The organism is Streptomyces sp. NPDC000345, assembly GCF_042898825.1.
GTDB lineage: Bacteria > Actinomycetota > Actinomycetes > Streptomycetales > Streptomycetaceae > Streptomyces.
In genome coordinates, this window is the sequence record NZ_JBIAZE010000008.1 from 132,577 (window position 1) to 157,989 (window position 25,413).

General features: G+C 71.8%; 22 protein-coding genes. 7 read left to right on the plus strand and 15 right to left on the minus strand.

The genetic code is table 11. The features are described from left to right. Positions 1 to 20 precede the first annotated feature (20 nt). Together ACFY30_RS20705 and ACFY30_RS20710 are read left to right on the plus strand one after the other, a co-directional pair. Positions 21 to 791 (plus strand): DeoR/GlpR family DNA-binding transcription regulator, encoded by a 771-nt coding sequence (locus tag ACFY30_RS20705; protein WP_390846630.1) that lies wholly within the window; start codon positions 21 to 23, stop codon positions 789 to 791. Positions 792 to 873: 82 nt separating this feature from the next. Next, entirely contained in the window at positions 874 to 2,055 is a 1,182-nt protein-coding gene (locus ACFY30_RS20710) for a TerD family protein (protein WP_390846845.1), read from the plus strand. 99 nt (positions 2,056 to 2,154) lie between these two features. Here the strand turns inward: ACFY30_RS20710 and ACFY30_RS20715 are convergent, their stop codons facing one another. The 5 genes from ACFY30_RS20715 to ACFY30_RS20735 form a co-directional block, all read right to left on the minus strand. Next, complete coding sequence (locus tag ACFY30_RS20715; protein WP_390846631.1) at positions 2,155 to 2,721, minus strand: TetR/AcrR family transcriptional regulator; 567 nt, start codon at positions 2,719 to 2,721, stop codon at positions 2,155 to 2,157. Positions 2,722 to 2,895: 174 nt separating this feature from the next. Then, positions 2,896 to 3,921: a 1-aminocyclopropane-1-carboxylate deaminase gene (locus ACFY30_RS20720; RefSeq protein WP_390846632.1), complete on the minus strand. Its 1,026-nt coding sequence runs from the start codon at positions 3,919 to 3,921 to the stop codon at positions 2,896 to 2,898. A gap of 14 nt (positions 3,922 to 3,935) precedes the next feature. Further along, positions 3,936 to 4,583 (minus strand): GntR family transcriptional regulator, encoded by a 648-nt coding sequence (locus ACFY30_RS20725; RefSeq protein WP_390846633.1) that lies wholly within the window; start codon positions 4,581 to 4,583, stop codon positions 3,936 to 3,938. 727 nt (positions 4,584 to 5,310) lie between these two features. Then, entirely contained in the window at positions 5,311 to 6,756 is a 1,446-nt protein-coding gene (locus ACFY30_RS20730; protein ID WP_390846634.1) for an alkaline phosphatase PhoX, read from the minus strand. A 310-nt stretch (positions 6,757 to 7,066) separates the two neighbouring features. Continuing rightward, the gene (locus tag ACFY30_RS20735; protein ID WP_390846635.1) at positions 7,067 to 8,506 is read right to left on the minus strand and encodes a hypothetical protein; all 1,440 of its coding nucleotides are present in this window, start codon (positions 8,504 to 8,506) and stop codon (positions 7,067 to 7,069) included. Between the two features lie 248 nt (positions 8,507 to 8,754). On the opposite strand from ACFY30_RS20735, the gene ACFY30_RS20740 reads away from it, so the two are divergent. Next, positions 8,755 to 10,581: an endonuclease/exonuclease/phosphatase family protein gene (locus ACFY30_RS20740; RefSeq protein ID WP_390846636.1), complete on the plus strand. Its 1,827-nt coding sequence runs from the start codon at positions 8,755 to 8,757 to the stop codon at positions 10,579 to 10,581. A 14-nt stretch (positions 10,582 to 10,595) separates the two neighbouring features. Here the strand turns inward: ACFY30_RS20740 and ACFY30_RS20745 are convergent, their stop codons facing one another. The 4 genes from ACFY30_RS20745 to ACFY30_RS20760 all read right to left on the minus strand — a co-directional run bounded on the left by ACFY30_RS20745 (position 10,596) and on the right by ACFY30_RS20760 (position 13,156). Further along, positions 10,596 to 11,330, minus strand: a complete 735-nt coding sequence (locus ACFY30_RS20745) for an SRPBCC domain-containing protein (RefSeq protein WP_390846637.1) — start codon at positions 11,328 to 11,330, stop codon at positions 10,596 to 10,598. Between the two features lie 20 nt (positions 11,331 to 11,350). Next, positions 11,351 to 11,959 (minus strand): ArsR/SmtB family transcription factor, encoded by a 609-nt coding sequence (locus tag ACFY30_RS20750; RefSeq protein WP_390846638.1) that lies wholly within the window; start codon positions 11,957 to 11,959, stop codon positions 11,351 to 11,353. A 185-nt stretch (positions 11,960 to 12,144) separates the two neighbouring features. Continuing rightward, complete coding sequence (locus tag ACFY30_RS20755; protein ID WP_390846639.1) at positions 12,145 to 12,729, minus strand: DUF3618 domain-containing protein; 585 nt, start codon at positions 12,727 to 12,729, stop codon at positions 12,145 to 12,147. A 22-nt stretch (positions 12,730 to 12,751) separates the two neighbouring features. Then, positions 12,752 to 13,156: a phage holin family protein gene (locus tag ACFY30_RS20760; RefSeq protein WP_390846640.1), complete on the minus strand. Its 405-nt coding sequence runs from the start codon at positions 13,154 to 13,156 to the stop codon at positions 12,752 to 12,754. Positions 13,157 to 13,319: 163 nt separating this feature from the next. Here ACFY30_RS20760 and dapA point away from each other — a divergent pair, with 163 nt between their 5' ends. Then, positions 13,320 to 14,219: a 4-hydroxy-tetrahydrodipicolinate synthase gene (gene dapA, locus ACFY30_RS20765; RefSeq protein WP_390846641.1), complete on the plus strand. Its 900-nt coding sequence runs from the start codon at positions 13,320 to 13,322 to the stop codon at positions 14,217 to 14,219. Between the two features lie 216 nt (positions 14,220 to 14,435). Beyond that, positions 14,436 to 14,939 carry a hypothetical protein gene (locus ACFY30_RS20770; protein WP_390846642.1) on the plus strand — a complete coding sequence of 168 codons (504 nt, stop codon included), beginning with the start codon at positions 14,436 to 14,438 and terminating at the stop codon, positions 14,937 to 14,939. Between the two features lie 99 nt (positions 14,940 to 15,038). Here the strand turns inward: ACFY30_RS20770 and dapD are convergent, their stop codons facing one another. From dapD to ACFY30_RS20790, 4 genes are all read right to left on the minus strand, one after another. Then, positions 15,039 to 16,028 (minus strand): 2,3,4,5-tetrahydropyridine-2,6-dicarboxylate N-succinyltransferase, encoded by a 990-nt coding sequence (dapD, locus tag ACFY30_RS20775; protein WP_390846643.1) that lies wholly within the window; start codon positions 16,026 to 16,028, stop codon positions 15,039 to 15,041. Between the two features lie 355 nt (positions 16,029 to 16,383). After that, positions 16,384 to 16,866, minus strand: coding sequence for a hypothetical protein (locus tag ACFY30_RS20780; RefSeq protein ID WP_390656033.1), 483 nt, complete (start codon positions 16,864 to 16,866; stop codon positions 16,384 to 16,386). A gap of 21 nt (positions 16,867 to 16,887) precedes the next feature. Next, positions 16,888 to 21,009: a Hint domain-containing protein gene (locus ACFY30_RS20785; RefSeq protein WP_390846644.1), complete on the minus strand. Its 4,122-nt coding sequence runs from the start codon at positions 21,007 to 21,009 to the stop codon at positions 16,888 to 16,890. 239 nt (positions 21,010 to 21,248) lie between these two features. Continuing rightward, positions 21,249 to 22,436, minus strand: coding sequence for an MFS transporter (locus tag ACFY30_RS20790; RefSeq protein WP_390846645.1), 1,188 nt, complete (start codon positions 22,434 to 22,436; stop codon positions 21,249 to 21,251). 85 nt (positions 22,437 to 22,521) lie between these two features. Between ACFY30_RS20790 and ACFY30_RS20795 the strand changes: the two genes are divergently transcribed. After that, positions 22,522 to 23,409, plus strand: a complete 888-nt coding sequence (locus ACFY30_RS20795; RefSeq protein WP_390846646.1) for a winged helix-turn-helix transcriptional regulator — start codon at positions 22,522 to 22,524, stop codon at positions 23,407 to 23,409. On the opposite strand, the gene ACFY30_RS20800 is transcribed toward ACFY30_RS20795, so the two are convergent. Then, positions 23,375 to 23,935 carry a TetR/AcrR family transcriptional regulator gene (locus ACFY30_RS20800; RefSeq protein ID WP_390846647.1) on the minus strand — a complete coding sequence of 187 codons (561 nt, stop codon included), beginning with the start codon at positions 23,933 to 23,935 and terminating at the stop codon, positions 23,375 to 23,377. The two genes, ACFY30_RS20795 and ACFY30_RS20800, sit on opposite strands and share 35 nt — an antisense overlap. Continuing rightward, positions 23,935 to 24,255 (minus strand): DMT family transporter, encoded by a 321-nt coding sequence (locus tag ACFY30_RS20805; RefSeq protein WP_390846648.1) that lies wholly within the window; start codon positions 24,253 to 24,255, stop codon positions 23,935 to 23,937. The genes ACFY30_RS20800 and ACFY30_RS20805 overlap by 1 nt, the downstream gene beginning before the upstream one ends. A 197-nt stretch (positions 24,256 to 24,452) precedes the next feature. Between ACFY30_RS20805 and ACFY30_RS20810 the strand changes: the two genes are divergently transcribed. Continuing rightward, positions 24,453 to 25,310 carry an AbfB domain-containing protein gene (locus tag ACFY30_RS20810; protein WP_390846649.1) on the plus strand — a complete coding sequence of 286 codons (858 nt, stop codon included), beginning with the start codon at positions 24,453 to 24,455 and terminating at the stop codon, positions 25,308 to 25,310. Positions 25,311 to 25,413 lie beyond the last annotated feature (103 nt).

Consider the following 25,413-nt stretch of genomic DNA (forward strand, 5'->3'; position numbering starts at 1 on the left):
AGAAGCGAGGAGGTGCGGTCATGGCCCCGAGAACGGCGGAGGAGCGGCAGCGGGAGATCGTGCGCTCCGCCCGTGCCACCGGATCCGTCGACGTCGCGGCGCTCGCCGCCGAGCTGGGCGTGGCCAAGGAGACCGTACGGCGGGATCTGCGCGCCCTGGAGGACCACGGCCTGGTGCGCCGTACGCACGGCGGCGCCTATCCCGTCGAGAGCGTCGGCTTCGAGACGACGCTCGCCTACCGCGCCACCAGCCACGTGCCCGAGAAGCGCCGGATCGCGGCCGCCGCGGCCGGACTCCTCGGGGAGGCCGAGACGGTCTTCGTCGACGAGGGCTTCACCCCGCAGCTCATCGCCGAGGCGCTGCCCCGGGACCGGCCGCTGACCGTGGTCACCGCGTCCCTGCCGGTCGCGGGCGCGCTCGCGGAAGCCGAGAACACCTCGGTGCTGCTGCTCGGCGGCCGGGTGCGGCCCGGCACCCTCGCGACCGTCGACCACTGGACGACGAAGATGCTGGCCGGGTTCGTGGTCGACCTCGCCTACATCGGCGCCAACGGCATCTCCCGCGAACACGGTCTGACCACGCCCGACCCCGCGGTCGGCGAGGTCAAGGCACAGGCGATCCGGGCCGCGCGCCGCACCGTGTTCGCGGGCGTGCACACCAAGTTCGGAGCGGTGACCTTCTGCCGGTTCGCCGGGATCGACGCGCTGGAGGCGATCGTGACGAGCACCCTGCTCCCCTCGGCCGAGGCCCAGCGGTACGCGCTGCTCGGGCCGCAGGTCGTCCGCGTCTGAACGCGAGGAGCACGGGCGGGCCCGTCCGGCCCAGGTAAGGGAACGGCAAAGTGGTCTCGTTCGTTCACCCGGCATGACAGCTATGACCCCCGGCTCGAACATCCCTCTCCCCGTCGTGCGCGTGACGGTGGACGTCGCCGCACCGGTGCGGCTCGACGTATCGGGCCTGCTGCTCACCGCCGACGGCAAGGTGCGCTCCGACGACGACTTCATCTTCTACAACCAGCCGAGCGGGCCGGGGGTGACGTACCGCTCGGGCGGCGGCACGGCACCCGACGCGATCACCGTCGACACGTCCGCCGTCCCGCCCGGCATCGAGAAGATCGTCGTCACCGCGAGCCCGGACGCCGCGGGCCAGACGTTCCAGGGCATCGAACCGACGGCCACGATCCGCAGCGCGGACGACAACAGCGTCCTGGCGACCTTCACACCCCCGCAGCTCGGCACCGAGACGGCACTGGTGGTCGTGGAGATCTACCTGCGCAACGGCGCCTGGAAGGCCCGTGCGGTGGGCCAGGGGTACGCCGACGGTCTGGCCGGCATCGCCACCGACTTCGGCGTCTCGGTGGAGGAACCGGCGGCACCGGCCCAGCCGACGGCGCCCGCGGCTCCCGCGACGCAGGCGCCCGTCACCCCGCAGGCCCCGCCGATGCCCCAGGCACCGCCCCCGCCCGCCCCCGGCGCCGGGAAGATCAACCTGGACAAGGGCCGCGTCAGCCTCCAGAAGAACCAGACCGTCTCCCTCGTCAAGGGCGGCCGCCCACTGCTCTCGCAGGTCAAGATGGGGCTCGGCTGGGAACCGGCCTACCGCGGCAAGGACATCGACCTCGACGCGTCCGTCATCGCCTACGGTCCGCAGCGCAACCACATCGACAGCTGCTACTTCGGCAAGCTCTCCATCGTGAACGGCGCGATCAAGCACTCCGGCGACAACCTCACCGGCGAGGGCGGGGGCGACGACGAGGTGATCGTCGTCGACCTGGGGCGGATCCCCCAGGAGGTCACCGGCCTGGTCTTCACCGTCAACTCCTTCTCCGGCCAGAAGTTCACCGAGGTCGCCAAGGCGTACTGCCGCCTCCTGGACGCCGCCTCCGGCGAGGAACTCGTCCGCTTCGACCTCACCAACGCCGAAGCCCAGACGGGCGTGATGATGGCCAAGCTGATCCGCCAGTTCTCGGGCGAGTGGGAGATGACGGCGATGGGCCAGTTCGTGAAGGCGCGGACGGTACGCAACATGGTCCAGCCGGCGGCCCAGGCCCTGTGACACCCCCGTCGGGACGCTGACATCGCTGCCGCAGCGGCCGGCCTTCCGCCGCCGCTGCGGTCCGGCCCGCCACCGCGGCACACCCAGCCCCGCCCGCTCCTACGCCCGCAACCCCTCCGTCAGGAACGCCACGTACCGGCGGATGGCGGAGCCGTCCCCCTTCGCCAGCTCCGCCGCCGTGGCCACCCCGTGCGCCAGCCTCAGCACGTCGACCGCCTCGACGTCCCCCCGCAGCGTCCCCTCCCCCTGCGCCGCCTCCACCAGCCGGACCGCCGCGTCCTTCAGGTGCGTACCGCAGACCGTCACGGCCGCCGCGCCGCCGTCGGTCACGGCAGACCCCAGCAGCGCCTTCATCCCCCGCACCTGGATCGTCCCCACGCACAGCTCGTTGAGCCACTCCACCAGCGCCTCCCCCGGCGCCAGCTCCTCGCCCAGCTCGCCGGCCCGCACCGCCAGCGCCTCGATCCGGTCGACGTACGCCGCCTCCAACAGCGCCTGCCGGGTGGGGAAATGCCGGTACAGCGTGCCGGAGCCGACGCCCGCCCGCTTGGCGATGTCGTCCAGCGAGGCGCCCTCCCCATGCTCGGCGAAGGCCTCCGCCGCCGCCTTCAGCAAGCGCTCGTAGTTGCGGCGAGCGTCCGCGCGCATGGGTCTGACGTGCGTCATCCGGTCACTCCTCGCCAACCGGGGACTCTCTCCGTGGGAGGAGACGGTCCCCGCTCACTGCGCTCGTCTCTGCGGGCTGCTTCTGCGGGCTCCTGCGTGCTGTCCGCATGCTCCACCACTTCCCGCGGGGACACCAGACGGGGAGTACTCCAGGTCCTCCCGTCCCGGCGGCGCCTAGAACAGCGCGCTGTACGCGTTCAGCGCGGGCTGGCCGCCCAGGTGGGCGTACAGGACCGTGGAGTCGGGGGTGATCTCGCCGCGGGTGACCAGGTCGATGAGGCCGGCCATCGACTTGCCCTCGTAGACGGGGTCGGTGACCATGCCCTCGGTCCGGGCGGCGAGCCGCATCGCCTCCAGGGTCGTGTCGTCGGGGACGCCGTAGACGCCCGCGTGGTACCGCTCGTCCAGCTCGATGTCGTCGACGGTCACCTCGCGGGTGAGCCCGATGAGGCGGCCGGTGCGGTGGGCGATGCGGGCGATCTGCTCGCGGGTCTCGGCGGGCTTGGCCGAGGCGTCGATCCCGATCACCCGCCTGGGGCGGCCACCGGCCTCCTCCAGCGCCGCGAAACCGGCGACCATGCCGGCCTGGGTCGAACCGGTCACCGAGCACACGATCACGGTGTCGAAGAAGACGCCCGCCGCACGCTCCTGCTCGGCCACTTCGTACGCCCACCCGGCGAAGCCGAGGCCGCCCAGCGGATGGTCGGAGGCCCCGGCCGGAATGGCGTACGGCTTGCCGCCCGACTCCTCCACCTCCCGCAGCGCCCGCTCCCAGCTCTCCTTGAAGCCGATCCCGAAGCCGGCACGCACCAGGCGTACGTCGGCACCGGCCAGCCGGCTGATCAGGATGTTGCCGACCTTGTCGTACACGGCGTCGGGCCACTCCACCCAGCTCTCCTGCACCAGCACGCACTTCAGCCCGGCGCGGGCGGCCACGGCGGCGACCTGACGGGTGTGGTTGGACTGCACGCCGCCGATCGACACCAGCGTGTCGCAGCCCTGGGCGAGCGCGTCCGCGACCAGGTACTCCAGCTTGCGGGTCTTGTTCCCGCCGTACGCGATCGGGGAGTTGCAGTCCTCCCGCTTGGCCCAGAGGGCCGCCCCGCCGAGACGGGCGGTCAGACGCTCCAGCGGGTGCACCGGCGAGGGGCCGAAGAGGAGGGGGTAACGCTCGTACGAGGAGAGGGACTTCGCGGCCATGGAGCCTCCTTGGCTCAGTCGGTGTCGGCCAGGTCGGCCAGGGTGCGCCAGATCTCCGCCGTGACCCGGACCGCCTCGTCCACGTCACCACCGGCGCAGGCCTCGATCAGCCGTCCGTGCAGCCCGGCCGAACGGCAGGTGCCGCCCTCGCCGAAGCGTCGTCGCTCCAGCCGCCGGATCAGGGGGGTGTAGCGGGCGATGGTGGCGGCGGCCGCGCGGTTGCCGGCGGCGCGGACGAGGATGTCGTGCAGGTCGTCGTCGGCGCTCAGCGCGGCGTCCACGTCGCCGGCCCCCACGGCGGCGGCGAAGCGCTCGTTGGCCGTGCGCATCCCCTCGACGTCCGCCGCGAACAGCCGGGGCACCGCGACCCGGGTGACCAGCTCGTGCATGGCGCCGACCACGGCCGCCGCGTCCCGCACATCGGCGGCGACGACCGGCGTCACCCGTGTGTAGCTCTGCGGCTTGCTCTCCAGCAGCCCCTCGTCCACCAGCCGCGAGAACGCCTCCCGCACCGGCGCCCGCGACAGCCCGAGCCGCTCGGCGAGCTCGGCGTCCCGCACCACCGCCCCGGGTTCGAGCTCCCCGGACACGATGGCGTCCCGGATCGAAGCGTAGGCGCGGTCCCTGAGCAGGGTGCGCTGGACGGGTCGCATGGCCTCCACGGCTGAAATGTTAGATGTCAGTGCCCCCGTACACAAGGGCGTGGCCCGCACCCCCGAGGGAGTGCGGGCCACAGGCCCGCCTGGCCGCGGCTTCCAGCGACTGGTCAACGACCGGCAAGAGCGGCCTGCCCCGCAGCACCCACCACAAGGCCATTGATCAAGTACAGACGAGAGGGGCTTACGGTGACGCCGTACACGCGGCGTTTTCCCCCTCTGGTCCGAACTGAGCCGCAGTCAAGGGAAACGGAACGCGATCGCCGAGTACCGAAGCACCGGTCCGCTTCCATTCCCATGACCTTCGGCCAATCCGCCGTTGAGCCACCCATGACTGATCCGGTGCGGCTTCGAGGGTTCTACCGGAAACGAACCTGATACTCATCACTTCTCGCTCGGGACCTGCGGACCAGGCGTCCGGAACCACCGGAACGAGGTCACCGACAGAGAGGTCCCGGATACCCTGGTTGGGCTCATATCGAACCGGCCTGGTGTCCCATTCCTTGCTGAACGAAAGAACGGGAAGGCGCCTTTCGACGACCTCCTCAATTGAGCCTACCGATCCATCGGCAAGCCAAACCCGGGAGCCTTCGGCGAAACCACCCCGTACCTCATCTTTCACAACCCCTCCCCGCCTCGACTGACAAACCAGCACGACACAGAAGCATCAAGCCGACGCAGGGAAGGGCTGAGCAAAGCGAGCGAAAGTCACTCGTTCGAGGGAACTAAATCCTTACCGCTTCTGCCGCTTCCACGGCCCCGTGATCGCCAGCATGATTCCCGGGTCCTGGATGTTGGCGAACAGGGTCCGGCCGTCGGGTGAGAAGGTGACGCCGGTGAACTCGCTGCACTCCGGCTCCTGCGCGGTGCCGATGTTGAGTTCGTTGCGGGCGATCGGGTAGGTGCGACCGCTGTCGGTGGCGCCGAAGAGGTGCTGGACGCCCTCGCCGTCCTCCGCGATGACCAGGCCGCCGTACGGGGAGACGGTGATGTTGTCAGGGCCGTCGAACTCGCCGTCCGCGTCCGGGTCCGGGTTGACGCCGAGCAGGACCTTCAGGGTCAGGGTGCGGCGCTTGGGGTCGTAGAACCAGACGGCGCCGTCGTGCCGGACGGGGCTCTCGTCACGGGCGTACGAGGAGACGATGTATGTGCCGCCGTCGCCCCACCACATGCCCTCCAGCTTGCGGGCGCGGGTGATCTGCCCGTCGGTGAACTGCTTGCGGACGGACGTGGTCTTCGCGTCGCGGTCGGGGACGGTCACCCAGTCCACGCCGTACACCGTGCCGATCTTGGTGGCGCGGGAGAGGTCGTCCACGAACTTGCCACCGGAGTCGAAGCACTTGAAGGCCTGGAGCACACCGGCGTCGTCGGCGAGGGTGCGCAGCTTGCCGCGGCCGTGGCAGAAGCCCTCCGGCGGGGTCCAGCGGTAGAGGAGGCCGTTGGGGCCGGAGGCGTCCTCGGTCAGGTAGAGGTGGCCGCGCCGGGGATCGACCACGACCGCCTCGTGGGCGTAACGGCCCAGCGCCTTGAGGGGCTTGGGGTCCCTGTTGGCGCGCCGGTCCTCGGGGTCGACCTCGAAGACGTAGCCGTGGTCCTTGGTCATGCCGTTCTGGCCGGCCTTGTCCTCGGTCTCCTCGCAGGTGAGCCAGGTGCCCCAAGGGGTGTTGCCGCCCGCACAGTTGGTGGAGGTGCCGGCGATGCCGACCCACTCGGCGACCTGGCCGCCGGGACGCACCTCGACGACCGTGCAGCCGCCGGACGCGGCCGGGTCGTAGACCAGGCCCTCGGTGAGCGGGACGGGGTACTTCCAGGCCGACCGGGGGCCCTTCAGCTCGTGGTTGTTGACCAGGAGGGTCGCCCCGCGCGGGCCGTCGAAGGTGGAGGTGCCGTCGTGGTTGGAGGGGGTGAGCTCGCCCGACTCCAGCTTGGTCCTGCCGCTGTAGGTGATGATCTTGTACGTGAACCCGGCGGGCAGCGCGAGGATGCCGTCGGGGTCGGGGACCAGCGGCCCGTAGCCGACCCCGCCGTGTGCGGCCGCGGACTCCGCCGTCGCGCTCTCGGTCTCCGTGGAGGCGAGGGCGTTCGGCGCGGTGGCGAGGGCGCCGACACTGCCCGCCAGTGCCACCCCGGCACCGGTGAGCGCGGAGTGTCTGGCGAAGTCCCTGCGGGTGAGCGACATGGTGTCTCCTGAGACGGTGGGTGTGCCGTGGAGGGTGGCGGACCTCGATTCCGGCGCCACCGTCCCGCCCACGCCTGAACAGCAGTTGAACGGAGGACGGCGCGGGGGGACCCGCTTCCGTGAACCCGCACGCGTCCCGCCACGACACCCGGCGCTGGGACCGAAACCCACCGCCGCCCACCCCAGGGGTCACAACCCCCAGCCAGCCCCTCCTCGGCAGGGCCGCCCCCTCCAAGAGCCCCCCACCTCGGGCAGGACGCAGACCCGGAGCGACCTGCCTCGACGGACGGGAGCCCGAGGACACTCGCGGTCAGCCGCTCTGCTGGGACCTCGCCTTGAAGGCCGCCTTGCGGGCTTCCTTGGCGATGCGCTTGTCCGGGTGGAGGCGGCCCATCGCCTCCAGCACGTCCGGGGTCGCGGGGTGTTCGACGCGCCAGGCAGCCGCGAAGAAGCCGCTGTGCTGCTGGGCGAGTCCCTCGACGAGGGCCTGCAGCTCCTCGGAGTTGCCCTCGGCGGCGAGCTGCGCGGCCACCGTGTCGATGGTGAGCCAGAAGACCAGTTTCTCGGACGGGGCCGGTACGTCGGTGGCGCCCAGCTCGGTGAGCCACACCCGGGCGAGCCCGCCGAGCTCGGGGTCGTCGAGGACCTCGCGGACGGCGGGTTCGGCCTGGGCGCCGACGAGCGAGAGGGCCTGCTGGCAGCGCAGCCGGCGCAGGGGCGCGCCGGGGTCCGAGCCACGGGCGGCGGCGAGCAACTCCCGTGCGGCGGCGACGGGTTCGCGGCGGGCCAGCCACTGCTCGGTCTCGGCGCGGGCGGCGCTCGGACCGTAGCCGGCGCTGCCGTCGAGGAGCACGTCGGCGCCCTTGTCGGAGAGTTCGCCGACGGCCGGTGCCTGGAAGCCGGCTTCCAGCAGGCGCGCCCGCAGCCCGTACAGGCCGAGCGGGGTGAGGCGGACCATGCCGTAGCGGGAGACGTCGGTCTCGTCGACCGGGGTCGCGGCGGGGTCCTCCGCGGTCTCTTCGGCGTCCCCCATCAGCGCCTCGTCGACGGGCTGGTGGACGACGAGGCCGATCGGCTCCAGGAGCCGGAACTGGTCGTCGAGGCGCATCATCGCGTCGGAGACCTGTTCCAGGACGTCGTTGGTGGGCTCGCTCATGTCGCCGGGGACGATCATGGAGGCGGCGAGCGCGGGCAGCGGGACGGGGCCGTCGCCGGGGCCGTCCTCGCCGGCGGTGAGCAGGTAGAGGTTGCCGAGCACACCGTTGAGGAACTCGGCCTCGCGCTCGGGGTCCCAGTCCAGCTGGGAGAAGTCGACGGCGCCGCCCTCGTCCATGGCGTCGATCAGCTCGTCGAGGTCGGGTACGGCCGCGTCGGCGATCACGGACTCCAGGGCGCCGAGCCAGACGCCGAGCACGTCGTGCGGGGCGCCGCCGGTCAGCCGGGCGAGGTCCTCGCCGGCCGTGACGGTGCCGGTCTCCTCGTCGACGAGCTCGACGAGCCCGATGTCCATGGCGATCCGCCAGGCCTCGCTCGCGTAGGCGGTGGCGTCGTCACCGGTCAGTCCGAGTACCTCGGCGGCGGCCGGCAGCTGTTCCTCGACCAGTTGGCCGCCGGGGTCGACGCGGGTGTCGGGGCCGGCCCAGCGGGCGAGCCGGGCGGCCCGGGAGAGCAACGGCGTGGACAGCGCGTCTCGCGCCAGCTCCGCTTCGGGGTGCAGCCGTACGGGCGGCAGGGGGGAGCTGTCTGACATCGGCGGGTTCTCCTAGGGCGTCGTACCACTCAGGCGTTCAGCCTAGAGGGATTTCGACCCATCCCGTCCGGTTCATCTCCCCGTAGGGAGCCATACATGGCTCATTCCTTGACAACTGGCCTGATCAAGCAGGAGATTGACGCGCGTAGAAGTCGAGGGAACGAGTGTTCACTCATTTCTACGCGCGTCATACGCGCTCCCGCTCCATCCTCGTCCCGGCGCCCACGCATGTCCCCGGAGGGATCACGTTGCCGAGCAAGAAGTCCGCGCGCGTCGCCGCGCTCACCGTCGCCGCCGTCTGTTCCGCGGCGTCCACCGTCGCCCTCTCCTCTCCCGCGCAGGCGGACACGGTGGCCGTTCATGACATCCAGGGCACGACCCGGATGTCGCCGTACGCCGGCCAGGCGGTGACGGGTGTGACCGGAATCGTCACCGGTATACGCACCTACGGCTCCTCCAGAGGTTTCTGGATCCAGGATCCGAACCCGGACGCCGACCCGGCCACCAGTGAGGGCGTCTTCGTCTTCACCAGCTCCGTCCCGAAGGTCGCGGTGGGCGACTCGGTCACGGTGAGCGGCACGGTCACGGAGTACGTCCCCGGCGGCGCGGCGTCCGCCAACCAGTCGGTCACCGAGATCACCAAGCCGACGGTGACCGTCGTCTCCGGCGGCAACGCGGTCCCGGCCGCCACGGTGATCGACGCGAAGTCGGTCCCGGCCGCCTACGCCCCGGCCGGCGACAGCGCCGCGAACAACTCCGTCAACGGTCTCCCGCTGCGGCCGGGCACGTACGCCCTGGACCACTACGAGTCCCTGGAGGGCATGAACGTCCAGGTCGCCGACGCCCGGGTGGTCACCGCCACCGACCCGTACAGCGAGCTGTGGGTGACGGTGAAGCCGCGGGAGAACGCGAGCCGGCGCGGCGGCACGGTGTACGGCTCCTACGAGTCGCAGAACACCGGCCGGCTGCAGATCCAGTCGCTGGGCCCGACCGCCGGCTTCCCCGTGGCGAACGTCGGCGACACCCTGGCCGGCACCACCACCGGCCCGCTGGACTACAACCAGTTCGGCGGCTACACCCTGGTCGCGCACACCCTCGGCACGCTGAAGAGCGGCGGCCTGGAGCGGGAGACGACCGAGCGGCAGAAGAGGGGCGAGCTGGCGGTCGCGACGTACAACGTCGAGAACCTCGACCCGTCCGACGCCACGTTCGAGGAGCACGCCTCCGCGATCGTGGACAACCTGAAGTCGCCCGACATCGTGTCCCTGGAGGAGATCCAGGACAACAACGGCGCGAAGGACGACGGCACGACCGCCGCGGACGTCACCGTGACCAAGCTGATCGACGCGATCGTCGCGGCGGGCGGCCCGCGGTACGACTGGCGCTCCATCGACCCGATCAACGACACCGACGGCGGCGAGCCGGGCGGCAACATCCGCCAGGTGTTCCTGTTCAACCCGGAGCGGGTGTCCTTCACGGACCGCGCGGGCGGCGACGCGACGACGGCCGTCGGAGTGACGAAGGTGCACGGCAAGGCGCAGCTCACCGCGTCGCCGGGCCGTATCGACCCGGCGGACACCGCGTGGGCGAACAGCCGCAAGCCCCTGGTCGGCGAGTTCGTCTTCCGCGGCCGTACGGTCTTCGTGATCGCCAACCACTTCAACTCCAAGGGCGGCGACCAGTCGCTGCACGCGCAGTACCAGCCGGTGACGCGCAGTTCGGAGACCCAGCGCCACCAGCAGGCGACGCTGGTCAACGCGTTCGTGAAGGACGTCCTCGACACGCAGAAGAACGCGGACGTCGTCGCACTCGGCGACATCAACGACTTCGAGTTCTCCGGCACCGCGAAGATCCTGGAGGGTGACGGCGAGCTGTGGTCGGCGATCAAGTCGCTGCCCCGGAGCGAGCGGTACACGTACGACTACCAGGGCAACCAGCAGGTCCTGGACCAGATCCTGGTGAGCCCGTCGATCCGGCGCGGCTGCGACTTCGAGTACGACAGCGTGCACATCAACTCGGAGTTCCACGACCAGATCAGCGACCACGACCCGCAGGTGCTGCGCTTCAAGCCGTAACCGCCGGTCAGCGGTCAGCGGGGCCGGCTGAACACCCCGTCCAGCCAGCCCTGCCAGGCGTCCTCGTTCGCCTTGGCGTCGGCGTCCGGCGCGAAGTCGTGGACGCTGACGCCGACCGGGGCGCCCCAGTGGTTGCGCCCGAAGACACGGATCAGGGCGTCGTCGGTGCGCAGTCCGACGAAGTACGGGTTCCGGTAGTCGAGCACGGCGTCGAACTCGCGCGGACCGCGCACCGTCACCCGGGCGCCCGGGGCGGCGTCCTCCGCCAGCCCCAGAGCCCGCTCGACCTCGCTGAGCGCCCCGGGGGTGATACTGCCCTCGGGGCCGTTGAGCTGGGCGAACGTGACGGGGCGGGGCGCGAAGTGGGTGAGGTACTCGCGCAGGGTGTGCAGATAGAAGTCGGTGTGCCGGCTCGCTCCGTCGTACTGGTTGTCCCAGTCGTCGGTGAAGATCCCGCTGTGCACGTACCGCACCCAGGCGCGCCGGCCGCCGTCGCGCGACTCGATGACGTGCTCGAGCTGGTTCACGCTCTGGACGGGGAAACCGACGTCCTCGCTGCGCACGGTGAGGTGGTGCGGCGGATCGTAGACGGTGACCGTGGAGCCGAAGGCCGCCCTGCCGCCGACCTTGGGCTCGGGCGGCTCCATCGGCCACAGGTACCCGCCGGTGCCGTTCGTGATCGCCTCCCACACCTCCTCGGGGGTGGCGTCGACCTCGAACTCGCGGGCGATCTCGAATTCCCTGGACATGACGTTCTCCTGAAGTGTGCTCAGTGGTCGGTGAGTTCGGGGTTCCGCGGCTTGACGGTGGGATGGACCGCGACGACGATCCGGTGGTCACGGCCGTCCTCGGCGCCGGGGGCGTCGTACTTGCGGACCAGGGCGGTGACCCCGGCGGTCAGTTCCTCGACGAAGGCGGCGCGGTCGGCGGCGGTGGCGAAGCGGACCTCGCCGTCCAGCGCGTACGTCGCCAGCCGCTTGCGGGCCTTCGTGGCGCCGGTGATCAGCGAGCCGACGTCCCGCACCAGGCGGGCGCCGAGCGCGAGCAGCCAGCGCGCGGAGAGCTGGTCGCGGAAACGGTCGGGGTCGGGCTGGACCGCGGCGAGGGCGAGCGGCGAGATGACGTACGAGGCGGCGGTGGCGCGCATCAGCCGCTCGGTGACATTGCCCTTGCGGCGCTCGCCGGCCAGCTCGACCAGGCCGTGCCGTTCCAGTGCCTTCAGGTGGTAGTTCACCTTCTGCCGGGGCAGGCCGACCTTTCCGGCCAGCATCGCCGCCGACGCGGGTCCCGCGGCCAGCTCGGCCAGCAGCCGGGCCCGTATGGGGTCCAGGGAGACGGCGGCGGCCTCGGGGTCCTCGATCACGGTGACGTCCAACATGCGTCCACCCTCTCACCGAAAACTTTTTTTGTCCAGGAGGGAAGAGTTTTCGGTGGGCTCTCTTTGGAGGGCACGGGGCGGACGGGCGTCAAGGCGGACATCAGGCATCCGGGCATCCGGGCATACCGGCATACGTCGGCCCGGCACCCGCGTCCTGCGGATGCCGGGCCGACGCTCCCGGACGCCTACTGGTGCCTGGCCCGGCGCCTCCCCAGGATCCCCGCCGCCACGAGCGCCACACCCGCCGCGCCGACGATCACGACCGGCCGCGGGTGCCGCATCGCGAACCGGACGGGCCCGCGGACGGGGGCCGGCACCTGCTGCTCCACGGCCTGACCGGCGCGGGTCATCCGTCCGTGGGCGCCGTGGCCCGCCTCGATCGCCCGGCCCTGAGCGGTCTGCCCGGCGTGGGCCGCCCGCTCCTGGAGCACGTGCCCGGCGTGGGTCGACCGCTCCTGGAGCACGTGCCCGGCGTGGGTCGACCGCTCCTGGACGGCGTGACGTGCGTGCGACGCCTGCTCCTGGACCGCGTGACGCGCGTGAGCCGCCCGGCCCTGGACCGTGTGACCGGCCTGGGCCGCCGTGCTGCGCAGTTGCACGGTCATCGCGCCGGCGCGGTCCCGGAAGTCCGCCGCGCGGGCCCGGGCCCGGCCGCGTACGTCCGTCTTGCCGGCCAGCTCCTCGACCGTGGCGCCCAGCTGGCTCCTGGTGCGCGCGATCTGCCGGCGCAGGTGCGCCGCTGTTTCCTTCGCCGTTTCCTTGTCCGTCATCGGTGCGCCCTTTCCCTGTCCGTCATCGGTGCGCCCTTTCCCTGATCTCCTCGACGTCGGCCCTGACGCTGCCGATCGTCTCCTCGGGGGTGGGAGGCGCGGCCCGGCGCAGCTGGGCACGGCCGGTCGCGGCCAGCAGACCGGCGATCGCGAACAGCACCCCCGTCACGATGAGCGCCGCGGCCCAGACGGGCAGCGCCAGCGAGAGGGCGGCGACGGCCGTTCCTGCGAGGGCGAGCAGCCCGGCGTAGGCGAACGCGCCCGCGGCGCCGAGCAGTCCGCCGCCGCGTCCGGCCCGCCGGCCCTTCTCGGTGAGCTCCAGCTTCGCCAGGGTCAGTTCCTGTCGTACGAGCCGGGAGAGCTGTTCGGTGGCCTGGTTGACGAGTTCACCGACGGTGTGGTGCCCGGCTGGTTGTGTCGCGGTCACGGTGTTCCGCCTCCTCTCGATTGCGGGACACCGGGTACCCCGCCCGGCCCCCGCTATCCACCGCGGCACGACCGGGCGAAGCGTCCACTCATCAGCAATACTTAGCGATATCTTGTAGCAGATTTAAGTGGAGCTTCACGGTCATGGCGCCGAGACTACTGCCATGACGAACGCAGCCTCCCTGAACCCTCCCTTCGGCCGTGCCCTCTGCGCGATGGTCACCCCCTTCACCGGCTCGGGCGCGCTCGATCTCGACGGGGCGCAGCGGCTCGCCGCGTGGCTGGTGGGACACGGCTGCGACGGGCTGGTGCTGTCCGGGACGACGGGCGAGTCGCCGACCACCTCGGACGCCGAGAAGGCGGAGCTGGTCACGGCGGTGCGGGAGGCGGTCGGCGACCGGGCGTCCGTCGTCGCGGGCGTCGGCACCTCCGACACCCGGCACACGGCCGAACTCGCCCGGTCCGCCGAGAAGGCGGGCGCGGACGGCGTACTCGTCGTCAGCCCGTACTACAGCAGGCCCCCGCAGGACGCCCTGGAGGCGCACTTCCTGGAGGTCGCCGACGCCTGCGGGCTGCCGGTGATGCTGTACGACATCCCCGGCCGCACCGGCACCCGGATCGAGCCGGAGACCCTGCTCCGGCTGGCCGCTCACCCCCGGATCGTCGCCGTCAAGGACTGCTCCTACGACTTCCTCGGCGCGCAGAAGGTGCTCGCCCGCACGGAGCTGGCGTACTACGCGGGCTGCGACGAGCACAATCTCGCCCTGTACGCGGTGGGCGGGGCCGGGTACGTCAGCACGGTCGCGAACGTGGTCCCGGAGCAACTGCGCGCGGTGCTCGACCTGTTCGACGCCGGTGACACCGGCGCGGCGACCGCTCTCCAGCAACGCGCCACGGAACTCATCGAGTTGACGATGGCCGCCGGGCTGCCCGGCGCCGTCACCGCCAAGGCCCTGCTGGGCGACCTGGGCCTGCCGGCCGGACCGGTCCGCCCGCCGCTGCGGCCCGCCGGCCGCGAGACGGTGAAGGGGCTGCGGGCGGCCTACGAGCGGCTGGTGGGCTGACCGGCCCGGGAGCACGGGTCAGCGGTTCACGAACACCGGCTCCCAGGGGCCCGGCGTGCGGATGCCCCGGCATCCGGCGTCACCTTCTCTTCCCCCGGAAACGGGCCCGCTGCCCGGCCCCGTTCCCCCTGTGACGCTCCCGGCGGGCCGCCGCCGTGCCTGCGGCGGCGAGGAAATTCCGGGGCGTCGGCGCGGGCGGCGCCCTACGGTGGGTGGATGAGCCGGCCGCTGCTTTTCCTCGACGTCGACGGGCCGCTGAATCCGTACGCCGCAAAGCCCGAGCGGCGCCCCGCCGGCTATACGACGATCAGGGCGTCCGTGCGGCCCGGCCGGCCGCTGCGGGTCTGGCTGCACCCCGGGCACGGCGCGGCGCTGCTCGGTCTTCCCTACGACCTGTGCTGGGCCACGACCTGGATGGCCGAGGCCAACCGCTGGATCGCGCCCGTGGTGGGACTGCCCGAGCTGCCGTACGTCGACTTCGGCGCGGCGCTTCTCGCCGAGCGGCCCGACGGCGTCCACTGGAAGACGGAGGCCCTCGTCGCCCACGCGGCGGGCCGCCCCTTCGCCTGGGTCGACGACGAACAGTCCGCCGCCGACTCGGCCTACGTCACCACCCGCCACCCCGCCCCGGCACTCCTGCACCACGTCAGCCCGCGACTGGGGCTGCGGGCCGGCGACTTCGAGACGCTGTCGGCTTTCGCGGCCGGCCTGCACGGATGACACCCGCCGCACGACGCGGCGCCCTCCTGCCGATGACTGGGGGCAGGAGGGCGCCTGGACGTCGGGTCCGGGACCGCCGCGGTCCCGGCTCGGGGTGCCTCAGTTGTGGCTGTGCAGGATGTCGTTCAGGCCGCCCCAGACCGCGTTGTTCGGGCGGGCCTCGACCGTGCCGGTGACCGAGTTGCGGCGGAAGAGGATGTGGGAGGCGCCGGAGAGCTCGCGGGCCTTGACGATCTGGCCGTCGGGCATGGTCACGCGGGTGCCCGCGGTGACGTAGAGGCCCGCTTCGACGACGCACTCGTCGCCGAGGGCGATGCCGACGCCCGCCTCGGCGCCGATGAGGCAGCGCTCGCCGATGGAGATGATGACGTTGCCGCCGCCGGAGAGCGTGCCCATCGTGGAGGCGCCGCCGCCGATGTCCGAGCCGTCGCCGATGATCACGCCGGCCGAGATGCGGCCCTCGACCATCGATGTGCCGAGGGTGCCGGCGTTGAAGTTGACGAAGCCCTCGTGCATGACCGTCGTGCCCTCGGCGAGGTGCGCGCCGAGGCGGACGCGGTCGGCGTCGGCGATGCGGACGCCCTTGGGGGCGACGTAGTCCGTCATGCGCGGGAACTTGTCGATGGACGTCACCTGGAGGTGCAGGCCCTCGGCGCGGGCGTTCAGGCGGACCTTCTCGACGTCGTCGACGGCGACCGGCCCGAGGGAGGTCCAGGCGACGTTGGCGAGGTGGCCGAAGATGCCGTCCAGGTTCTGGCCGTGCGGCTTGACCAGGCGGTGCGAGAGGAGGTGGAGGCGGAGGTAGACGTCGTGCGCGTCGAGCGGCTTGTCGTCGAGGGAGGCGATGACCGTGCGGACCGCCACGACGTCGACGCCCCGGCGGGCGTCCGGACCGATCGCCGCCGTGGCGGCTCCGCCGAGCAGTTCCGCGGCCCGCTCGGCGGACAGCCGCTCGGTGCCCGCGGGGCCGGGCTCCGCGGTGAGCTCGGGGGCGGGGAACCAGGTGTCGAGGATCGTGCCGTCGGCGGCGATGGTGGCGAGGCCGGCGGCCACCGCGCCGGTGGTGCTTGGAGCAGTCGTGTCGGTCATGAGGGAAAGCTAACCGGATGAGGCGTTCGGAGGCTAACCAGCGGGGGGCTGTCTCAGTGCGTGGCAAACCGGGTCTTGTCCGAGCGGCAGCGGGTGATCATCCGGACGGAGGTTCGGGTGTGGTCGCGGGATGAGAGAACGGGCCCCTCGGCAGTGACGCGGTGACGACACCGGCACGACCGGGGAGGCCCACTGCGACGCGGGCGACACCGTCCTCGTCACCGCCGGCTCGCCCGCCGGCGCTCCCGGCGGCACCAGCTGACCCGTCGGGCACGAGCCCGGTACGACACCGAGGGCGCTCGCCCTTGCGGGGAGCGCCCTCGGCTCATGCCATGGCCGACAAGCGGCTGCCGTTTCAGGCGGCCGGCAGACCTCCCACCGTCTCCCTCAGCCACGCGTGGTCACGCAGCTCCGGGTGGGCGGTGGTGATCAGCCGGAACGCCTCGGCCTTGGCCCGCTCGGTGAGCTGCCGCAGCTCGGGCCAGGCCAGCTCGGCCACCTGTGACGTGTAGTTCGTCGTGAGGGTGACGGTCGTCGCTTCGCGGCTGAAGGAGAACACGTGCTGGGTCACGGTTGTCTCCACCGCGACGCAGCTTGCGGTCTCGAGCTCTCCCCTCGCGTACTCCAGCATCAGCGCGAAGTCGACCACCGGCAGCCCCGGGGTGCGCAGGCTCAGATCCACGCCGTGGATGACGCACTGCACGTTCGCCAGGAAGAAGCTCGCGGAGAAGTCCGCGCCCGTCAGCTCCGGATGCTCCGGCCGGTCCCGGTTCTCCGGCCGCCAGTCGGGCGACCAGGAGACGTCCTCGGCACGGGGCTCGAAGGCGAAGGTGATCAACTGACTGTTCCTCCCTTCCGGCTACCAGACGTTCTTGGGTTGCGCGCTCTTGAGGTTGCCGAACTCGTCCACGAAGAGACGGATGCCGTTCTGGCCGTGGACGCCGGTCGTGACCTCGTCGAAGGCGTAGTCGATGTAGTTGCCTCCGCGCGGGTCGCCCTTGGCCCGGGGGACCTCCTTGCCGAACTGGGCCGCCTCCTCGACGAGCTTCTTGAGCTTGGTGGCGTCGATCCCCTCGGCGAACACGTTCTGCATCACGCCGTCCGCGTGGTACTTGCCGCCCCAGAGGTGCTGGTTCGCGATGTGATCGAGCGCCCCCTTCGTGATCGTACGGCAGCTGATGTTGTGCACCAGCACGGCCGCGTCCCCGGCCGCGACGAAGTAGGAGTGGACGCCCTCCACCGTGAGGTCGTAGGTGACCTGCGCCTTGGTGTACGAGGTCACGTCGGCCACCGTGACGGTGCCGTGGTCCGCGGTTTGCAGCCGGTCACCGGCCCGCAGACGCCCGGCGTCCGTCCAGGAGCGGGTGGTGAGGTCGTAGAACGGGTGGTCCGACGTACCGGTGAGGGTGCGCCGCCCGCCCGGCGTGGCCAGGGTCACGTCCGTGAACCGGGTGTCGGTGGTCGTGCGGTGCGTCAGCACCACGTCGTGCCGCTGCACGGCCGGGTCGCCCGGCTGCGCGCTGAGGACCCGGTCCCCGGCGGTGACGTTCTCGATGGCGCGGACGCCGCCGTCGGCCATCTTCACCATCGTGCCCGCGACGAAGCTGTGCTTCACGCAGAACGACACGCCCTTGGCGAGCCGAGCGTCGATGATGAGCTTCAGCCCCTTGAGGGTCTTGCGTGCCTTCGCGGCCCCCTCGAAGAACTTGGCGATGCCGCTGGTGACCCGGACGATGGCGGTGGCCACGGCGGGTGCCTTACCGATCAGAGTGACCAGGCTGATGGCGTTGACGGCCGTCCACAGGCAGCTCTCCACGTCGGGATCGGAGAAGCACTTCTTGGCGTCCGTCACGCCGAGCAGGTCCAGCAGGATCTGGCCGCCGTTGGCCTTCACCCAGTCGAGGACGTCCTGGTTCCCGGCCGCCATGGCTTCGCGGTACTGGTCGACGCAGGTCTGCCCGCACTCCGCGAGCAGGGCGGCCTCCTCGTCCCTGGTCAGGGTGTACCCGGCGGTCGAACCGTCGGAGGACACGACTTCCTCGCGCTCCTGCCGCGCCCTCTCCCGCTCCTCGGCCTCGGCCTTCGTGGCCGCCTTGTCCGCCTGCGTCGCATAGGTGTCAGCCCTGCTCGCCGCCCCCTCGGCAGCGGTCGCGTCGCTCTCCGCCTTGGTGGCCGTCCTGTCGGCCGAGGCCGCGTCCTGTTCGGCACTGCTGGCGGCGGAACGGGCGCTCGACGCGTCCTTCTCGGCCTCCGTGGCGTCACGGTCGGCCTGGGCGGCGGCCGACTCGGCTTCATTGGCGGCGAAGTTGGCGTAGAAGGCGTCGGTTCCTGCCTGCGCGTCGGCCTTCTGGGCGTTCGCGTCGGCCTTTTTCGCCGCTGCCGCGTCGACCTGTGCCGCTGCGGCGGACGCGTTGGCCGCGGCAGCGGAGTTGACCGCCTTCACCGCGTAGTCCGCGGCGTCGGCCGCCGCCTGGAGGGCGATCTTCGCGTCACCGGCGGCCTTGTCGGCGAGGGCCTTGGCCTGCGCCGCGGCCTTCTTGGCCTCCTCCGACTTGGCCTGGGCGGCGTTGGCCTGCTGCTCGGCAATGGTCTTGGACGTCTGCCCGATCAGCACCGCGTACGCGGCCGAGGAGTCGGCCTCGACGTACGGGGAGCCGGTGGTGATCGCCTCGTCGGCCACCTTGGCCGTGGCCGTCGCGGCGTCTCGGGCGGCCTGCGCGTACTGGGCCGTGGCGGCCGCGTACCCGGCGGTCTTCACGGCCCACGCGGCCGTCTTGGCGGCCTCGGCCACCGCGGCCGTGGCTTCCTTGCGGGCGGCGACCGCCGCGGCCTGGGCCTTCTTCGCCTCGGCATCCGCCTTCTTGGCGTTGTCCTTCGCGGCGGCGGCCGCGTCGATCGCCTCGGCCGCCGCCGCGTGCGCGGTTGCGGCGGCGGCATGTGTCTTGGCGTACGCGGACTGTGCCGCGTCGGAGGCGGACCGGGAACGCTTGGCCGCGCCCTCGGCACGTGTGGCCGCCGCCCGGGCGTTCACCGCCGCAATGGTCGCCTCGTCGGCTGCCGCGCGGGCCCGAGAAGCCGCTCCCGCCGCCTGGTTGGCCGCGGTACGGGCCTCAGTGGCCGCCTGCCGGGTCTCGCCCGCGGCCGAGGTCCCCTCGGCTGCGGCTGCGGCGGACTCCAGAGCCGCCGCCCGGGAGGCGGTGGCGTTCTTGTCCCGCTCGGCCTTGACCGCCTCGTTGCGCGCCGTGTACGCCCGTGCTTCGGCCTCGTCGGCCGCAGCGAGCTTCGCGGCGGCCGTCGAACCCGCGGTCTCGGCGTCCGTACGTGCCTGGCGGGCCTTGTCCTGCTCGCCCCGCGCCCGCTCCTCGGCCGCGCCGGCCTTCACCCGCTCACTGGCCGCCCTGTCACGCTCACGCTCGGCGGTGGCCTTCTCCGCCTCGGCGATACCGCGCTGCCGCTTCGCCTCGGCGGCCTGGTCCTTGGCCGTCCGCTCCGCCTTCTCGGCGGTCGCGCGGGCGTTCTTCGCGGTGGTGGCGTTGGCCGCGGCCTCCGCGGCCAGCTTGGCCGCGGAGTCGGCCGCAGCCTTCGCCTGCGCCTTCGCCTCCAGTGCCGCCGTCTTGCGGAACGCCGTGTTCAGCGCGTGTGTCTGGGTCTTGGCCAGGGCCAGCAGCGTCTGGGAGTCGGACACCGTGGCCTTCGCCGCGTTCGACGCCGTCAGCGTGGCCTTGGCCGCTGCCTGGGCGGCCGCATAGGAGGCCTTGGTGACCTGCACCGACTGCTGGGCGTACAGCAGACCCCGGCCGCGGGGCAGCTTCGCCGCGTCGGCGATGTCCCAGGCTTTCTGCTGCTGCGCGGTCGCGGTGTCGGCGGCCGCCTTGGCCCGGCCGACGGCCGCGTCCGCCACGGTCACCTGTTTGGCCGCGGCGGCCTTCGCCGCGTTCAGGTCGGCCGTCGCCTTGGTGAAGTCGGCGGGCTTGGGGTAGTTGAGAGCGTTCTTGTGGGCGGCCCAGTACTTCTGCCAGAACAGGATCTGGTCGGCCAGCCACGCCTGCCGGACCGCCTCGATCATCGCCTCGGTGGCGGCCCGCGTCTCCTTGCCCGCGGCGGCCTCGGCGGTGAGGATCTGCCTGCGCTGCTCGGCCTGGCCGGCGTACTCCGCCTCCCACTCGGCGTAGGCCTGTACGACCACACCGGTCAGCGCGCGGTAGTGGTCGATCGGGTTGGCGCTGTCGCAGCCCGCCCAGGCCTGCTTCAGTGCTTCGGCCTCGGTACGGAACTCCAGCGAGTCCGGCTCGGGCGCCTTGGTCGGGAAACCGCCGAAGCGCAGGAAGGTCGCGATGTCGTTGGCCGAGGAGTAGCCGCCGTTGCTGGTGTCGAGCAGTTCCCGCCCGGCGACGTCCTTGTACGCCTTCGCCCAGGCGTCGTCGCCGGAGTCGAAGGCGTCCAGCACCTTCTTGGCCTGGTCCAGCGAGGCCTTGCCGGGGTGGGGGGTCGGATCGTCCTTCGCCCTGTCGTACAGCTCCTGCTGGGTACCGAGGGTGAACGTGATGATGTCCCGGCCGAACTCGGGCGCCCAGAAGTCGCGGCCCTGCGCGTTGTTGACGTTGCGGTACGGCTTGTTGCTGTCGTCGACCTTCGACTGGCGGGCCTCGAAGGCACGCAGAGCCGCGATTCCCGCGTCCCTGTCCTTCAGGGCGGCCTGGCTCCACTCGCCGAGCAGGGCGTCAGGGCGCACGTACTCGTGCAACGCCGCGTCCGTGCCCGTGAGTTTCGTCGCCGTGGCCGTCTTCAGCTCGGGGCCGCCGAAGTGCACGGCCTGCCCCGCCTGGCAGCGATCCTCGCGGGCCTGTGCGCCGAGGCTGATGCGGAGGGTGCGTTCGTAAGGGTTGGCCGGGTTGTCCCCCGGCTCGTCGGCGGCTGCGGGGGCCGCTGTGACGAGTCCGCCGAGCACGGCCGACGCCGTCATCAGCGCGACGGCGGTCACCCCCTGCTGGATCCGCCCTGTCGGGAAACGTCTGTGTGGTCTTCTTCGTGTCGTTCGCACGTCAATGCCTACCTGGATGGTCAGTCCGGACGGTCTGTCACGTCCACACGGAAAGAAGGCAGGCCGAAGCGTCGGCGAGAAAGAAGGAAGTGAAAGTCCCCGTCTGCAGCGTGCGGTCAACACGCGTCCCCCGCGCCCCTCCCCATGGGGACGCGATCATCATGACACCGGAGGCGCCTTCACGAAACCTTGATCGCCAGCACGTCCCCGCTCCGGTGCGCCCTGGTGAGCAGGACGGCCGCTCCCGCTGTCGCCGCCGATATCGCGCACAGCGGCCACAGGGCCGCGGGGGCCGTTTCGTAGAGGGCGCCGCCCAGCGGGGCCGCCAGGACGACGCCGCTGATGGAGACGCCCGCGTACAGGGACTGGAAGCGGCCCTGGACGTGCGGTGGGGCCTCGTCGGCCATGTACGCCGTGGCCGTTGTCTTGTAGAGGAGTTCGCCGAGGGTGAGAAGGATCATCATCGTCGCCGCGGTGAGGAGGGTCTGTCCGAGGAGCAGGGTGGCGTAGCCCGCGCCCACGAGGAACAGACCGGTGCCCACGATGCGCAGGGGCGCGTGCCGACGCAGGGCCAGTGCCGCCGGCAGTTCCAGGCAGAGCAGGACACCGCCGTTGATCGCGAGCAGGGTGCCGTAGACGCCGACGTCCATGTGGTGGTCGGCCAGGAAGAGGGGGAACGTCGAGTACTGCTGCCGGTAGACGACGTCGGTCACGAGGATGGCGAGGAGCAGGACCAGGACCGCCGGCCGGGCGCGCAGGGCCGGCCACACGCCGCCCCGGTCGCGGGGCGGGCGGGTGCGGGGGGCGAGTCCGGCGGGGACCGCGCGGGCGGTCCAGCAGGCGAGGGTCACGCCGCCGAGGCCCTCGGCCACGTAGAGCCAGTCGTAGGAGAGGTGGGTCGCCACCAGGGCGCCCAGGACGGGGCCGATGGTGAAGCCGCCGTTGGCCGAGGCGCGGACCAGGGCGAAGGCCTGGCGCCGGGTGCCCTCGGGAACGATCACGGCGACCAGCGCGGAGTTGGCCGCCCGCTGGACGCCCGAGGCGTACTGGGCGAGGGGGAGGGCGAGGTAGAGGGCGGGGGTCGGCAGGAGGGGGACGGCGGCGAGGAGAAGGCCGGAGGCGGCCGCCGCGGTCAGCAGGACGCGGCGGTGGCCCAGGTGGTCGCCGTACCAGCCGCCGGTGAAGTTGCCCGCGACCAGGCCGGTGCCGCCCAGTCCGACCAGCAGGCCCGCCGCGCCGGGGCTCATGTCGCGCGGGCCGGTCAGGTAGAGGAAGAGGAAGACGAAGGTGACGCTGACGATCATGTTGATGAACGTTCCGGCCGCCAGCAGCCACACCGCGCGCGGCAGGTCCCGTAGTCCTCGCACCTGTCCCCCGATCCCGAGTGAGTTCCTTTTGGGAACTCACTGTGTCAGCATGGCAGCCTCCGGTCAATGGAGAAAGGAGCCCGCCATGGCCCGCAGGACGAGCCTTGAGGACTCCGGCTGCGCCATCGCGCAGGCGCTGGACGTCGTGGGCGACTGGTGGACGCTGCTGATCGTGCGGGACGCCGCGCGGGGTGTGCACCGGTTCGACGCGCTGCAGCATGAACTCGGGCTGTCCCGGAAGGTGTTGACCGAGCGGCTGTGCCTGCTGGTGGAGGCGGGGGTGCTGACGCGGGTGCCGTATCAGGAGCGGCCCGTGCGGTACGAGTACCGGCTCACCGCGAAGGGGCGGGCGCTGCTGCCGGTGCTGGTGGCCCTTCAGGACTGGGGCGACGCCTGGGTGCTGGGGGACGGCCGCACGACGGCGACGGCGGAGGAGGCGTCCGCCGAGGGGCGGCGGGTGCACTCGCTGGTGGGGACGCGGGTTCCGGAGCTCCGGCTGGTCGACGACCGGGGCGAGCCGAGGGATCCGGTCGACGGCGGGGCGGCGTTCACCGTTGTGTACTGCTTTCCCGGCGCCTACGCGCGCGGGGACGCCTATCCCCCGGGCTGGTCGGACATTCCCGGGACCACGGGGTGCACGCTGGAGTCCTGCACCTACCGCGACCGGCTCGCGGAGTTCCGGGCGGCGGGGGCCGTCGTGCACGGGGTGTCCACTCAGCGGGCGGACGAACAGCGGGCGTTCTCGGAGAAGGAGGGGCTCGGGTTTCCGCTGCTGTCGGACGCCGGGCTGTCGCTGATCGGGGCGCTGCGGCTGCCCACGTTCCGGGCGGCGGGGGCGAGCCGGCTGAAGCGGCTGACGCTGGTGGTCGACCGGGAGCGGGTGGTGCGGGACGTGCAGTATCCGGTGACGGACGTGGCGGGGAGCGTGGAGGCGGCGCTCAGCGTCGTGCGGCGGCTCGGGCGGGAGGAATGAGCCGGGCCAGGACCTCGCGGGCGTACTCCTCGTCGTAGGGGGTGTCGGTGAGCAGGACCTGGAGGCAGATGCCGTCCATGAGGGCGACCAGGGCGCGGGCCGTGGCGGGGTCCGTGCGCGGGGCGAGCAGGGCGGCCAGTTCGTCGGCCCACTCGGCGGCCACCGGGCGCAGGGCGGGGCGGCGCAGGGCGGCCAGGTAGAGCTCGTACTCCAGCTCCACGCCGGTACGGTCGCCGGCCAGCCATTCGCCCAGCCATCCGGCCAGTTCGGCGGGCAGGTCGGCCTGGGGGTCGCAGAGGCCGCCGCGGGACGCGATCACCTTGGCGAAGCCCTCGTTGGCCTGGCGCAGGGCGGCGGTCATCAGGTCGTCGAGGGTGGTGAAGTGGTACGTGGTGGAGCCCAGGGGGACGTCCGCCTCGGCCGCCACCGAGCGGTGGGTGAGGCCGGCGAGGCCCTTGCGGCCCACCACGCGGATCGCCGCGTCGATGATCCGCTGACGGCGCTCGGGGTCGTGGCGGCGGGGCATCAGTGCGCACCCCCGAGGTTCAGGACCACCACTCCGCCGATGATCAGCGCGATCCCGACGACCCGGGCGGGCGTGAGGGTCTCGCCGAAGAGGGTGAGCCCGATGACGGCGATGGTCGCGGTGCCGGCCCCGGCCCAGATCGCGTACGCCGTGCCGATCCCGACGGACTTCAGGGTCTGGGCGAGCAGCAGGAAGGAGAGGACGTATCCGGCGGCCGTCAGAAGGGTGGGCCAGAGCCTGCTGAAGCCCTCGCTGTACTTCATGGCGGTCGTCGCCGCCACCTCGGCGGCGATGGCTCCGCAGAGCGTCAGGTATCCCATGTGTACGAGCGTACACAACGAGAGGAGCAATGTGTACAGGTGTACACATCCCGGGGGGTGAGGCTATGAAAGCGTTATCGAAAGCGCTCCCTCAAACGGCTGAACGCGCGCCACAGGTTCCACTACTGTTTCACCGTTCACATACCGGGCCATCGCAGCCGCGGCCGCCTTCAGGAGCGCCGCTGGAGGAACAGCGCATGCCAGAAAACAAGTCCCGGCCACCCCAGGATCGACCGTGGGAGCACGGCTGGGCCCCGGACACCTCCCGGGCTCCCGGAACCCGGCGGCTCTGGCTGGCCGGTGTCCTCGCCGTGGCCACCGTCGTCGCCTGCGTCACGGCGATCGCCGTCAACGACCGGGATGCTGACGAACGGTCGGACGCCCGCGAGGGGCGGACCATGTCCGACGACGCGACGTCGGACGGGCTGATCTCGTTCGCCACGCCCTCGGCGAGCGGTGCCTCGTCTGCCGCGGCCGGCCACAAGGGCGGCAAGAGCCCCTCGGCGTCGGCCTCTTCGTCGGCTTCGGCATCGGCCTCCGCCTCGTCCTCCGCCGGCTCGAAGGACAGCGGTCCGACGCCCTCGGGCAAGGCCTCCGCCTCGGCCACCAGGAAGCCGTCCGACCCCGCGCCGACCAGCTACGAACGGTCGGTGAACTCGGTCAACTACCCCGACCGCTACTGGCATGTGAGCAGTGATCAGGTGAAGCTGGACCCGGTGCGCGGCTCGGAGTCGCGCGAGGACTCCACCTTCACCGTGGTCAGGGGCCTGACCGACAGCGCCTGCTTCTCGTTCAAGACCTCCGACGGCAGGTACCTGCGGCACCGCAGCTTCGTCCTGCGCGCCGAACGCTACGACGGAAGCTCCCTGTTCAAGCAGGACGCCACCTTCTGCTCCCGCGGCTCCTCCTACTCCGGAGCGGTCATGCTGGAGTCGGTCAACTACCCGGGCCGGTACCTGCGTCACAAGGACTTCCAGATCCGGCTCGACCCGTACCAGAACTCGGACCTGTACCGGGCGGACTCCTCCTTCCGGTTCGTGGCCGGTCTGAGCTGAGAGACGCAGCACAGCGGTGGGGGGGCCCCCGCCCGGGGGCCCCCCCCCCCGGGGGGGGCGGGGTTTTGACAAGGTTATTAACAGGGGCCGCCGCCGGGCGCGG